This window comes from Emticicia sp. GW821-FHT11C11 (assembly GCF_058808615.1).
In genome coordinates, this window is record NZ_JBXARV010000002.1 from 211,081 (window position 1) to 223,361 (window position 12,281).

Sequence of the window (12,281 nt, forward strand, 5' to 3'; positions counted from 1 at the left end):
AAACGAATAAAAACATGAATGCATATATAGTTGCCGGCTATCGTAGTGCTGTCGGTAAAGCTCCTAAAGGCGTATTTCGTTTTACTCGTCCTGACGACCTCGCAGCAGAAGTCATCAAACATCTGATGGAAAGTATTCCAAAGCTTGACCCGGCTCAGGTTGACGATGTTATTGTAGGAAATGCAGTACCGGAGGCCGAGCAAGGCATGCAAATGGCGCGTTATATTGCTTTATTGGCACTTGGTAAAAGTGTACCGGGTGTAACAGTAAACCGTTACTGCGGTTCAGGCATTGAAACCATTGCCATAGCTGCAGCTAAAATACATGCCGGCCTTGCCGATTGTATTATTGCAGGGGGTACGGAGTCTATGTCGTTAGTACCAACCATGGGTTGGAAAACCGCACTGAACTATAATCTGGCTACCATGCATCCGGACTATTACATCGGTATGGGTCTGACTGCCGAGCAGGTAGCTCAGCAATTCAATATCAGCCGTGACGAACAAGACAGGTTTTCTTATTATTCGCATCAGAAAGCACTGGCGGCACAAGCAGCAGGAAGATTTGATGAAGAGATTGTACCGATAACGGTTAAGGAAACTTTTTTTGATGAAAACTCGGGTAAAAAGAGAACAAAGGAATATACAGTGGCAAAAGATGAAGGCCCACGTGCCGACACCAGCCTTGAGGCATTGGCTAGATTGAAACCGGTGTTTACAATGGGTGGTACGGTAACAGCTGGTAACTCTTCGCAAACTTCAGACGGCGCTGCGTTTGTGGTAGTGATGTCGGAGAAAATGGTAAACGATCTGGGTCTGAAACCTGTAGCGCGTATGATGGCCTATGCCTCAGCAGGGGTTGAGCCGCGTATTATGGGGATAGGCCCGGTAGCTGCCATACCATTGGCATTAAAGCAGGCAGGCCTGACACGTGACGACATTGATATCATCGAGTTGAATGAGGCCTTTGCTGCGCAGTCGTTAGCAGTTATTAAAGAATTAGATCTTGATCTGAATAAAATTAATCCTAACGGTGGCGCCATTGCATTGGGGCATGCCTTGGGTTCAACAGGAGGGCGATTATCAGTGCAGATTATTAACGAGTTACGCCGCCAGAATAAAAAATATGGTATGGTAACTGCCTGTGTAGGTGGGGGCCAGGGTGTAGCAGGTATCTATGAATTTCTGAACTAATATCGCTCAGATAATACTATTTAGCATGGAGGCTGCCTTACAGGTGGCCTCTTTGTTTTAAAAATCCTCCCGATTTTAAAACGTCTTCCCGCTTCATCCTTTGTAAATTTTATTACATTTGATTTTTCAATATTCTATTCAACCATGCGATTAAAAAATAAAATCACCCTCATTACCGGCGCAGGACGAGGTATCGGTGCAGCCATTGCTTTAGGCTTTGCCAGAGAAGGGTCCGATGTGATCATCAATGAGGTAGCAGGTGCCGATTATGCCGAAGAGGTAGCAGCCCAAATCAGAACGCTCGGCCGACGGGCAGAGGTCATTTATACCAATATATCAAATGTTGCTGAAATAAGAGGCATGTTTGCGCAGATAGCCGGAAAGTACGGTAAGTTGGACGTACTCGTCAACAACGCAGGAATAACCGGCTGGAGCGATTTCTTTGAAACCGACGAAGCCGTATTTGATAAGGTGATGGGCGTGAATCTGAAAGGCACGCTGTTCTGCTCAATAGAAGCCGCTAAAATGATGCGTAACAACGGTGGCGGAAGCATTATCAATATCTCAACTATCTGCGCGGCATTGAGTGTAAAGAACCTGATTACTTATTCCACCAGCAAAGGAGGCATCCATGCTATGGCTGAGCAAATGGCTGTAGAGCTGGCTCCTTATAACATTAGAGTGAATACATTCGGACCCGGGCCGATTAATGTTGAGAGGAACCTGAAAGAAGACCCGAATTACCGCACCAATTGGGGCGGGGTTGTACCTTTAGGAAGAACAGGTGAGCCGGAAGAAATGGTTGGCCCGGCTGTCTTTCTGGCATCAGACGACTCCAGTTACGTTTCCGGACAATTATTCTTCGTAGATGGAGGCTGGAGTGTACAAGGCAGAATACCCGTCAACAGCATGGACAGTCAATTGGCCAATAGCAACAAATAATGAACTACACAAGGTCTGTTTGCGTTGACAAATAGACCTTGGATATGTTTCTATTATGAGTTCTAAAGAAAAACTACTACTTTTTATACTGGCCTGCATCAACTTCACGCATATTGTTGACTTCATGATTATGATGCCCCTCGGGCCTCAGTTAATGCAGATTTTTAATATTTCGCCACAGCATTTTGGTTTCATCGTTTCTGCTTATGGCTTAAGCGCCGGTATTTCGGGTTTTCTGGCGGCCTTTTTTGTAGATAACTACGACCGCAAAAAAGTAGTCTTATTCACTTACGTTGGTTTTGTGATAGGCACTTTTGCCTGCGCCTTTGCCCCTACTCACCAGTTTCTGCTGGCTGCCCGCATTGTGGCAGGTACATTCGGCGGGCTCATTGGTGCTCAGGTGATGTCGATAGTAGCCGATACTTTTGATTACCAGCGCCGGGCAACAGCTGTAGGCTATATTACCACCGCATTCTCGGTTGCTTCCGTAGTAGGTATTCCTGCCGGTTTATTTCTGGCCTCGAAATTCGGCTGGCACGCGCCTTTCTTAGTAGTTGCCTGCTTAGGGATTGTGGTCATATTCCTTATTATCCGTTTCGTTCCTTCGCTCGACAAACATCTGAAAACCCGTGAAACTAAACCCAATCCATTTGATGTAATAACCAACATTCTGAAAAACCCTAACCAGTTAAAGGCATTGTGGCTGTCTGCTACCATTATGCTGGGACATTTCAGCATTATTCCTTATATTTCTCCTACATTGGTGGCCAACGTAGGTTTCAGCCAGCAGAATATCTTCCTTATTTATCTGGTTGGTGGCCTGCTCACCATCTTCTCGGCGCCAATGGTAGGTAAACTGGCCGACAAAAAAGGGAAGTATCCGGTATTCGTCGTTTTTGCCTTTTTATCTATGATCCCGATTTATTTGATTACTAATATGTTTTCGGGCGCAGTATGGGCTGTTTTAGTGGTGGCAGGTATTTTCTTTGTTTTTTCTAACGGCCGAATGATTCCCACCCAGGCGATGATTTCAAATGTGGTGAACCCACAGCAGAGAGGTAGTTTTATGGCTATTAATTCATCATTGCAGCTTCTTGCGCAGGCATTAGCTGCCAACATTGGTGGTTTGATTATCCATAAGACCTCGTCAGGATACATTGAAAACTACAACTATGTAGGATACTTTTCCATCAGCATGATCTTCTTCAGTATTTTTATTGCACGTTTAGTGAATCCAATTGCTCAACCAATTGTTAGTAAGGAAAGTACCGTAAACGTTTCATAAATAAATCGCAAGACTATGTTACGGATAACCACCATATTAACCTGGGTATTCATGGCTCTCTCATTAAATACCTTTGCTCAGGATTTTAAAGCTGAAATCGAGAAGTTCAGAGAAGAGTATAAAGAAGAATTTCTCAAGTCGAAGTTTTCACCGGTAAAAAAGGAAGACTTTAAATACCTGCGTTTTTATGAACCCAATGAAAAGTTCAGAGTAGAATGCAGTTTTACAGCCACTACGGCCGGGAAACCTTTCCAGTTACCTACTACCACGGGCGAAACAAAAACTTATGCCAAATTCGGTGAGTTAACTTTCCAGCTTGATGGCAAAAGTTATACACTGGCAGTTTACCGCTCTCCCGATTTACAACGTATTCAACAATACCGCGATTATCTGTTTATTCCGTTTAAAGACCAGACCAACGGCAAAGAGACCTATGGAGGCGGGCGATACATAGACCTTCGGATGAGTCAAATCGAAAATGACAAAATCATTCTCGATTTCAACAAAGCCTATAATCCTTACTGCGCCTTTGGCGACGGCTACAGCTGCCCCATACCTCCACGTGAGAATCATCTAAAGGTGGCCATAGAAGCCGGAGAGAAAAATTACACCAAAGAACATTAAATCTTTTTCGCCGGATTTCCGAAAACAGTAGCGTTGTCAGGCACGTCTTCTACTACCACAGAGCCTGCTCCTATTCTGGCATTTTTACCGACTTTAATGCCTGTTACAATAACAGCACCCGAACCGATAAATGCACCTTCGGCTATTTCTACATTTGTATTTACCATGGCTCCTGTGCCAATGGTAACATAATCTGCTATTTGGACACCGGTATCAATTACCGCACCCGAATGTATAATACTGTGATTACCCACACTGGCAAAAGGATTAACCGTGGCATTGGCCATCACCAGGTTTCCGTGTCCTATGCTGGCTTCTTCTGAAACTACGGCCCGGTCATGAATGGCATTAACCGGCATCACATGACGGCGTTCGTTCAGAATTTCAACCAGTTTCTTTTTCACTTTTGTATTGCCAATGGCTACAAAGGCCTCTGTTTTCTGGCCCACAATCTTCAGAAAACCATCGTCATCGGTTTCACCCAACACAACTATCTCTCCAATCTCTGTATTATGCAGTTTTTTATCATCATCCAGAAAACCGTATACCAATACATTGTTACGGTTAAAAATATCAAGTACAATCTTGCCAAGGGTGCCAGCACCAAAAATTAAAACGGGGTTTTGCATAATTAGGTTTCTACTTTCTGAGTAGTTTATGAATTCAACAATAGTTCTTCTCTGCGTTTCCGGTATAATTCAACAGCCTTATCCAGCAAAACGTTCATTGCTACCGGCATGTAGGTAGAGAGAATACCTCCATAAATAGCGGTATCTACATCTCTGAGAGACTCTTCAAGCGACTCACTGGGAAGTCTGTTAATAATTTCCTTACTCGTGTAGGAGGTATAAGGGCGGTCTTCCAGCCATTCCAGATGTTCTTTCCACATCACTAACGCTCTGGCTATACTGTCACTGTCAAGTGTACCTCTGGCAATTTTCCTATAGCTGTTCACAAAGTCTTTATGGCGTTTGCCAAACAAAAAAAGACGGTACCTGTTCTGCATCCATTTACCAAAAAAAGCATAGATAATACCTACTATACCCAATAACCCGAGTAAATATCCCAGAATTTTAGGATAGTTCACCTGTTGCTGTAAAGCCATCAACTTGGTGTCTGTCTTCAGTGACAAGGAGTCGGTGCTGATCTTTATCAATTCTTTCAGAAAAACCGAATCAAGCGGAGCAAAAACGGCCGTGCAGTCTTTTTTACCCAGAATATACACTGGTAAACTAAATTTCTGGGTTTTGCTGATATCGAAACTAACCAGCGTATACACTACACTGTCAAGGCTTGTGTTATTGGTAGTAATGGTGGTAAAATAATTTCTGCGCACCATTTCAAATGGATAAAAATTATAGGTGGTATCGGGAAAAAATACTTCGGCAGAAGGTGCATGCCGGTAGCTCAACGCATAGTCAAATGGACGCCCCAGCTCAACACTATCAGTCAAAAAGCGTCCTTTTGGTTTTTGCGCATATAAGGTGTTGCTTATCAGCCAACCCAAAAATACAAACACGCCAAAAGCAGTCCGGATAGCATCACTGTATTTTTTGCTATATAATTGATGCGTATCAAACATGGTTCTATTTTCTGACTCTAAATAATTGTATAAGCTTTGAGACATAATCTTCTCTTGAATCAATAGCCAGATAATTGGCATTGTGCTGCTTGCAGAGTTTTTCCAGGCGTTGCTGATTATTTTCAAACATTTCTTTCATCTCTCGCTTAAATGCCGGAGACGAAGTGTTGAGCCAAACGGTTTTTTTACTCTCTTTATCGACAACCGGGATGATGCCCAGTCCGGGAAGTTTTATTTCTCTTTGGTCATAAATGTGTATCACTACCAGATCGTGTTTTCGCGCCAGCGCCTTCAGGTTATGTTCATAGTCTTTGTCCAGAAAATCCGAAATCAGAAACACCACACTCTTTCTTTTAAGGATATTCAACGCAAAACCAATCGCTGATGAAATATTCGTTTGCTGCGAAAGCGGCTTCATTTTGAAAAGGCTCAATATGATTTCGTAGCCATGTTTCATACCGTTAGCCGGTTTGAAATACAGCTCTTTCTGATCTGAAAAGCAATACAACCCCACGTGACCGGCTTCTTTTATGGCCGAAAGTGATAGCACTCCACAGATTTCTTTTGCTGTATCCAGCTTCAATTGCCCGTTATTCCCTACTTCTTGCGATGCGCTCACATCGAGCATAAAAAACACAGTCTGTTCTTTCTCTTCTTTAAATATCTTTACATAAGCACCGTGGCCTTTAGCGGTGGTAATCCAATCGATGGTTCTCACATCATCGCCATACTGATAAGTGCGCAAATCGCTGAACTCAAGCCCTGATCCCTTAAAAACCGAACGGAAATTTCCGTGCATTTGTGAATCAACTGCCTTACGGATTTTTATCTCATATTTATTGAGCTTAGAAATTATATCTTCTACCACTTGTTTCTCAGAATTTGTGTAATACCTTTTTAAATCGATTAACAAACTTTAACGCACTCAATCTCTTATTTTTTTCCGTAATTTGCCCTTTAATCTGAAAACGAAGATAAAGTGAAAATACTGACAAAAAAAATATTCTTACATTTAGCCATTGTTTCAACACTCATTTCGTGTGTCAATGAACCGGCTAAACCAAAGAATGTAATTGACATTAAAACGATGGCTAAGATTCTGGCAGATATTCACCTGACCGAAGCTAAAATAAACAAGCTGTCTTTTCAGGACTACGACTCTACCCGGGTAGCTTATCTGGAGCTGGAGCGCAGAATAATGGCAAAATATAAAGTAGACACCACCCTCTATAAGACCAGCTATAAATTTTATGTGCAAAACCCCGAAATGATGGTGAAGATTTATGACGAGACCCTCAATATTCTGGACGAAAAAAAACAAAAAAAAGCTATTAAACCCGATTGATTCAATCCCCAACCTAACCTAAATAAATGTCTAAAGAAAACCTTGTTATCATACCGACCTACAACGAAATCGAGAACATTGAAGCAATCATCAGGAAAGTATTCAGCCTTGACGAAGTATTTGATGTGCTGGTTATTGATGATGGCTCGCCAGACAAGACTGCCCTGAAAGTAAAAGAATTGCAACAGGAGTTCCCGGCAGAACTTCATATAATCGAACGAAATGGTAAACTCGGTTTAGGTACAGCCTATATTCATGGTTTTAAATGGGCCATTGAAAACAACTATGCGTTTGTGTATGAAATGGATGCTGATTTTTCGCATAACCCTGAAGACCTGGTCAGACTTTACAAAGCCTGTAAAATAGATGGTGTTGATGTGGCAGTCGGTTCAAGGTATATCAAAGGAGTGAATGTAGTTAACTGGCCGATGGGGCGCGTACTGATGTCCTATTTTGCAGGGGTATATGTACGATTCATCACAGGCATGAAAATTATGGACCCCACTGCCGGATTCATCTGTTACAGACGCGAAGTACTGAAAACCATACCGCTCGACAAAATCGCATTTGTAGGTTATGCGTTTCAGATCGAAATGAAATTCAATGCCTTCTTATATAAATTCAATATTACCGAAGTACCCATCATTTTTACAGACCGCACCAAGGGTGTCTCAAAGATGTCAACAAAAATTTTCAGAGAAGCCGTGTTTGGCGTGGTAATGATGAAAATATGGAGCTGGTTTAAAAGTTTTAAGAGATAATCTATACGATTCCCATCTGTTTCATCAGAAACAAGGCATTCATATTCTGAGTTACCCCTTCTCTGAGCTTGTAGTCGAATCTCATTTTATTGTTTTCAATAATGATTTCGAAACAAATGTTCTTGATCGTTTCCGGATGTTTTGCTGCCATATCGGTCAGGTCAAGGTCGTGTGTGGCAATCATACCAAATGCCGTTTTATACTGAACCAGTTTTTCCAGAAACAACTCAGAGCCTTTCAGCTTATCTTTTGAGTTTGTGCCCTTTAGCAATTCATCTAAAATAACGAATACCTCCTGCCCCGACTCCAGTATTCTGACAACCTGCTGCAAACGCAACAATTCGGCATGGAAATAAGATTCGCCTTCATCGATTGAATCAGATATCCGCATGCAGGTATATAGCTGTATCGGCTTAAATAAGAACTTATCAGCCCTGACCTTTGCTCCAATCATGGCTAATACCAAATTAGACCCTACAGCCCGCAGGAAAGTACTTTTACCTGCCATATTAGCCCCGGTAACAATAAAGACCTGCTCAGTTTTATTAATCTTAAAATCGTTATCGACACTTTTGCCCTTTTTCAACAGTGGATGCCCCAACTGAACAACATCCAGAATTATTTCATCTGATACCCGCGGTACAGTATAGGTATCGTTGGCAAAATCATAACAGGCAATACTTACCAGTGCCTCCCATTCATGCAAAATAGAAAACGCATTCAATAATGATTCATTATACGCTCTTTTCCAGGTTTCAAATCGGTGTGCACATTGGTAGTCCCACATAAAAAAGGCATTCAAAACAGGTGCAAAAAAACTGTTTCTGATAGCAAAATAAGCCGATATATCGGCCAGTTTTTTAATAACAACCGATACATCTGCCGGTTGGGTCAGCAGTTCTTTATGCCTTTTCAGCATAGCAGTTGCAAAATCTTCTTTCTCAATCAGCCTGAACAACTGCGTGTATCTTTGCAGATTAGACGCATTCTTACTGATTTTAAGATAAAGGGAACTTAGTTTCTTCTGATTGATAAAGGAAAAAACCGATTGTAAAATTAATGTCAGCAGCCATATCCTAAACGTGATTACATCAAAAAGCCACAAACACAGTATGATTGTATTAAGCGCCGGTACCAGCCACAGTATAAATTTGTATTTACCCAGCAAATCAACCGGTTTGGTTTTCAACCAGTTGATGAGTTCCGAGTATTTGGTTTCGTCCTTTTCAAGCAGATTCCCGGTCGCCAGAAAATCGACCCGCCAATCTATTTTGCCCGATAACTCAGCAATTGCTGTTTGTCTTTCTTCTATGATTGATTTATTCAGAAAAGGGAATTTCAATTCCTGCGCCAGCGTATCTTTGCCGGCTCGTGTAATTGTCCGGTTCAGTAACTGGAAAATGGAGTGTTTACCGAAAATATCAAGGTCGTAAGTAAATGAGTGGGTTTTGTCATGGTATTCTTTACCGTCTTCAAATTGGTCATAGACACCACTTGCGGCTGCCGTCTCTTTATCACAAACCCTTAGCACAGATTCATGATACTCGATTTTTTCGATAACCCTTTGGTGATAATTTACCAGGAGCAAAAACACTGCCAGCGTGAGCAAAGCACCTGTTGTCAAAGTGGCCGAAGAACCGTCTCTTATAATAACATACAGCACATACAATTCAAGAAGAGCGAAGAGAAGTCTCAGGTAAGAAATAAGATTAGCTGTAGACTTATTCTTTGTTATAAATGCAGTAGAACTGCTCACGATATGCTGATAGCCCATAATTTTGTAAGAGTTGGTTGTGTCAAGAGTAGTAGTAGCTTAGAATGTTTTATTCATCCAGAATATTTTCTTCTACAGTAGACTGCCGGCCTTCGTGCAGAATATCAACTATTTCTTTAATATTATACACCGAGCGGTTATATCGGTTACTCAGCAGAATAATTACGAAGTCTTCACGAAGATCAAAAAACATAATGGTGTTGTAACCTTTCCACCAGCCTGTATGATACACATAGTCGGTTTGCTGTTTGGCATTTACCCATAGCCTGAATCCATAGCCGTAATTGCGTAACCCGGGGTATTCAAAACTGCGTGGTAAAGTCATTTCCTTGAGCGATTCTTTCGAAATCACCCTATTTTCTTTCAATGCCTTATACCATTTCAGCAAGTCTCCGGTAGTTGAGTACACACCTTTGTCGCCGGTTATATCATCATAATAATCTTTAGGCAGTTTTTGACCAAACTGATACCCATTAGTGCGATTAATATTGATTGAGTCGTTTTTTGAGGTGGCTATGAACGAATCTTTCATGCCCAGTGGCAAAAAGATACTGTCGCGCATATATTCATCAAAGGGTTTTCCGGATACCTTTTCAACAAGCGCTGCCAGAATAGCAAAGTTGGTATTATTGTAGCTAAAAAAATGGTCGGGCAAATTGAATATGGCGGGGGTGGGTTTGGTAGTTGCAAACCACTTCATCATTTCCTGATTGGTGGGGTATATCTTCTCTCCTCTCACAACCTTATCAAAGGTATATTGATAATAGGGCAAGCCCGAACGGTGACATAAAAGGCTCCTGATTGTTACGCCTTCGTACGGAAAATCAGGATAATAGTCTTTCACCGTGTTATCAAGACCCAACTTTCCCTGTTCGGTCAGTTTCATTACTGCAACAGCCGTGAATGTCTTTGACAAAGACGCTAACTGGAATTTTGATTGTAAAGTATTACGAATGGTATCTTTAAAGCTGGCGTAGCCAAAGGCTTTTTCGTAAATAATAATGTCTTTCTGGGCAATCAACACATTGCCGTTAAAACCCTGCGCCAGTTTTTTTGACATTACCTGGTCTATCAGTGCTGCTTTTATATCGGCCTTAATGTCTTTTCTGACTCTTGCCTCTTTTCTTTTTAAGGCAGCACTATCTATAACGGCACCCCCGTTAGTAGTGGTATCTTTGGTTTTGTTCTGACAAGAAAGGCTGAAAACAGAATAGAAGCAAACTAGAATATATAGATGGAAACGCATTTTTAAAACCCAATAAATAAGTTTTACAATTACTTTTTATACGATTCAAAAAATCGTTTTACAACATCGGTTAATTTCCTCTTACGTATTGAAGAATGATAATCATAAACGAAGTAAACACTACACTGCTTATGATTTTCAATACTGTAATAAGGAAGAATGTAACACCACCTGCTTCAATAAAAAACAGGGCTGAATGATGAATCAAAGTCAGGATAAACACGTACCTTACAAATCGTTCGGCACCCATGTCTTTCAATGATATAACTATCTCGTTATCAATACCTTTGGTAGGAAGAAGAAATTTCACAATGTTACCACGCAGATAACCCACCAGCACACTGGCTGCTGCATGTACGCCGGCTGTATTATAAAAGATATCAACCATCAGCCCGGTCAGAAAGCTTATCAGTATAACCCACAAAGGCGGGATTTCGTAGGGCAATAGCAATATGCAGGCAATGTAAACAAAACAAAAGGCCACATCAAAAAATACAAAATTGCGAAGCACCACAATCTGTAAAATCAAATAAATGAAAAAGGTGACTATTAACTTTATTACCGTCTGAGAATTCATTTAAAGTCTTAAGTATAATTTTTAATGCTCTGCGTTATAGCCGCTAACTATGCGGTTGGTCTCAATATTACTTTTTAATTTCAGGCTTGGTAGATTCCTCCAGTTTTTCCTGTTCTTTTTTTAGCTTATTATTCACAACATATACATAAGATATGTTCTGAAAATCTGTTGCGAGTTCTACTTCAATATCAAAAAAGGCTTCATCTTGTTTGGTGCCTATTTTGCTGATTCTACCCACCATTGTTCCTGACGGGAAAATTACATTCTGCTCCGATGTCATAACAGAATCGCCCTGCTTGATAGGCTTAAATCTACCAATGGTAGTAAGGTCGATAGACCGGGGATCAAGCCCGCCCCACTTAGCAATACCCAGAGCTTTCTCGTTCTTTGCTCTTAGGGCCCCACTCCACACTTCGCTGGATACATTAAATTCAGAATGCAGTATTGAATATACGCGTGAGAAATGGTCAGAACATTGCATCACCTGCCCTACAACTCCTTGCGGACAAATGACACCCATACCAGGCTCAATGCCATCTAACTTGCCTTTATCAATAGTCAGGTAGTTTTTTGACAAACTAACCGTGTTGTTAACCACCTTAGCTACTTTAAACTCAAACCGGTTTGCAAATGCCGAATCTACCCTGTAATAGTCTCCTTCACGCCCCTTTAACTGTTGCATGGCTATCATGGTTCTTTTTAATTCGGCGTTTTCAGTCACCAATTGCTCATTCACATTTCCAAGGTTCATGTAGCTTTTGATGTAGTTCGATGCCTCAAGTGTTTTGGCCGCGTAATAGTTTGAAGTATTGAAAAAGGATACGTCCCAGTAATAATCGTTTTTAACTATCAGCCAGAAACTAAGCAGCTCTAAAATCACAAACAACAAGAAATTTCGTGTCCGAAATATCAAACGGAAGAGTTGCGACATAAGTCTTTATGAATTAAAACT

Annotated in this window: 13 protein-coding genes; 6 read left to right on the plus strand and 7 right to left on the minus strand. The window is 41.3% G+C overall.

The window, feature by feature from the left end:
• The first annotated feature begins 14 nt into the window (after positions 1-14).
• The 4 genes from AC1RRY_RS10790 (at position 15) to AC1RRY_RS10805 (ending at position 4,044) form a co-directional block, all read left to right on the plus strand.
• Positions 15-1,193, plus strand: a complete 1,179-nt coding sequence (locus tag AC1RRY_RS10790; protein ID WP_492820973.1) for an acetyl-CoA C-acyltransferase — start codon at positions 15-17, stop codon at positions 1,191-1,193.
• A 144-nt stretch (positions 1,194-1,337) separates the two neighbouring features.
• Positions 1,338-2,135 (plus strand): SDR family NAD(P)-dependent oxidoreductase, encoded by a 798-nt coding sequence (locus AC1RRY_RS10795; RefSeq protein WP_492820971.1) that lies wholly within the window; start codon positions 1,338-1,340, stop codon positions 2,133-2,135.
• A 55-nt stretch (positions 2,136-2,190) separates the two neighbouring features.
• Entirely contained in the window at positions 2,191-3,420 is a 1,230-nt protein-coding gene (locus AC1RRY_RS10800; protein ID WP_492820969.1) for an MFS transporter, read from the plus strand.
• Between the two features lie 51 nt (positions 3,421-3,471).
• Positions 3,472-4,044 carry a DUF1684 domain-containing protein gene (locus AC1RRY_RS10805; RefSeq protein ID WP_492820967.1) on the plus strand — a complete coding sequence of 191 codons (573 nt, stop codon included), beginning with the start codon at positions 3,472-3,474 and terminating at the stop codon, positions 4,042-4,044.
• Here the strand turns inward: AC1RRY_RS10805 and AC1RRY_RS10810 are convergent.
• From AC1RRY_RS10810 to AC1RRY_RS10820, 3 genes are read right to left on the minus strand one after another with little or no spacing between them, the layout of a single operon-like run.
• On the minus strand, positions 4,041-4,673 hold the full coding sequence (locus tag AC1RRY_RS10810; RefSeq protein ID WP_492820965.1) for an acetyltransferase: 633 nt from the start codon (positions 4,671-4,673) through the stop codon (positions 4,041-4,043). The genes AC1RRY_RS10805 and AC1RRY_RS10810 overlap by 4 nt on opposite strands.
• Before the next feature lie 26 nt (positions 4,674-4,699).
• Positions 4,700-5,626 (minus strand): SH2 domain-containing protein, encoded by a 927-nt coding sequence (locus AC1RRY_RS10815; RefSeq protein WP_492820963.1) that lies wholly within the window; start codon positions 5,624-5,626, stop codon positions 4,700-4,702.
• A gap of 4 nt (positions 5,627-5,630) precedes the next feature.
• Positions 5,631-6,494, minus strand: a complete 864-nt coding sequence (locus AC1RRY_RS10820; protein WP_492820961.1) for a DUF58 domain-containing protein — start codon at positions 6,492-6,494, stop codon at positions 5,631-5,633.
• A 111-nt stretch (positions 6,495-6,605) separates the two neighbouring features.
• Between AC1RRY_RS10820 and AC1RRY_RS10825 the strand changes: the two genes are divergently transcribed.
• Both AC1RRY_RS10825 and AC1RRY_RS10830 read left to right on the plus strand, forming a co-directional pair.
• Positions 6,606-6,971, plus strand: coding sequence for a DUF4296 domain-containing protein (locus tag AC1RRY_RS10825; RefSeq protein WP_492820959.1), 366 nt, complete (start codon positions 6,606-6,608; stop codon positions 6,969-6,971).
• 26 nt (positions 6,972-6,997) lie between these two features.
• Positions 6,998-7,732, plus strand: a complete 735-nt coding sequence (locus AC1RRY_RS10830) for a polyprenol monophosphomannose synthase (RefSeq protein WP_492820957.1) — start codon at positions 6,998-7,000, stop codon at positions 7,730-7,732.
• A gap of 1 nt (position 7,733) precedes the next feature.
• Here AC1RRY_RS10830 and AC1RRY_RS10835 read toward each other — a convergent pair whose 3' ends face one another.
• From AC1RRY_RS10835 to mreC, 4 genes are all read right to left on the minus strand, one after another.
• Positions 7,734-9,506: a MutS-related protein gene (locus AC1RRY_RS10835; protein WP_492820955.1), complete on the minus strand. Its 1,773-nt coding sequence runs from the start codon at positions 9,504-9,506 to the stop codon at positions 7,734-7,736.
• Positions 9,507-9,555: 49 nt separating this feature from the next.
• Positions 9,556-10,752: a serine hydrolase domain-containing protein gene (locus tag AC1RRY_RS10840; protein WP_492820953.1), complete on the minus strand. Its 1,197-nt coding sequence runs from the start codon at positions 10,750-10,752 to the stop codon at positions 9,556-9,558.
• A gap of 70 nt (positions 10,753-10,822) precedes the next feature.
• Positions 10,823-11,329: a hypothetical protein gene (locus AC1RRY_RS10845; protein ID WP_492820951.1), complete on the minus strand. Its 507-nt coding sequence runs from the start codon at positions 11,327-11,329 to the stop codon at positions 10,823-10,825.
• 67 nt (positions 11,330-11,396) lie between these two features.
• The gene (mreC, locus tag AC1RRY_RS10850; RefSeq protein WP_492820949.1) at positions 11,397-12,260 is read right to left on the minus strand and encodes a rod shape-determining protein MreC; all 864 of its coding nucleotides are present in this window, start codon (positions 12,258-12,260) and stop codon (positions 11,397-11,399) included.
• Between the last annotated feature and the right edge of the window lie 21 nt (positions 12,261-12,281).

What these genes read in the sequence shown, in the direction of transcription:
- AC1RRY_RS10790 (WP_492820973.1), top strand. Translation starts at nt 15, where the DNA reads ATGAATGCATATATAGTTGCCGGCTATCGTAGTGCTGTCGGTAAAGCT.
- AC1RRY_RS10795 (WP_492820971.1), top strand. Translation starts at nt 1,338, where the DNA reads ATGCGATTAAAAAATAAAATCACCCTCATTACCGGCGCAGGACGAGGT.
- AC1RRY_RS10800 (WP_492820969.1), top strand. Translation starts at nt 2,191, where the DNA reads ATGAGTTCTAAAGAAAAACTACTACTTTTTATACTGGCCTGCATCAAC.
- AC1RRY_RS10805 (WP_492820967.1), top strand. Translation starts at nt 3,472, where the DNA reads ATGGCTCTCTCATTAAATACCTTTGCTCAGGATTTTAAAGCTGAAATC.
- AC1RRY_RS10810 (WP_492820965.1), bottom strand. Translation starts at nt 4,673, where the DNA reads ATGCAAAACCCCGTTTTAATTTTTGGTGCTGGCACCCTTGGCAAGATT.
- AC1RRY_RS10815 (WP_492820963.1), bottom strand. Translation starts at nt 5,626, where the DNA reads ATGTTTGATACGCATCAATTATATAGCAAAAAATACAGTGATGCTATC.
- AC1RRY_RS10830 (WP_492820957.1), top strand. Translation starts at nt 6,998, where the DNA reads ATGTCTAAAGAAAACCTTGTTATCATACCGACCTACAACGAAATCGAG.
- AC1RRY_RS10835 (WP_492820955.1), bottom strand. Translation starts at nt 9,506, where the DNA reads ATGGGCTATCAGCATATCGTGAGCAGTTCTACTGCATTTATAACAAAG.
- AC1RRY_RS10840 (WP_492820953.1), bottom strand. Translation starts at nt 10,752, where the DNA reads ATGCGTTTCCATCTATATATTCTAGTTTGCTTCTATTCTGTTTTCAGC.
- AC1RRY_RS10845 (WP_492820951.1), bottom strand. Translation starts at nt 11,329, where the DNA reads ATGAATTCTCAGACGGTAATAAAGTTAATAGTCACCTTTTTCATTTAT.
- mreC (WP_492820949.1), bottom strand. Translation starts at nt 12,260, where the DNA reads ATGTCGCAACTCTTCCGTTTGATATTTCGGACACGAAATTTCTTGTTG.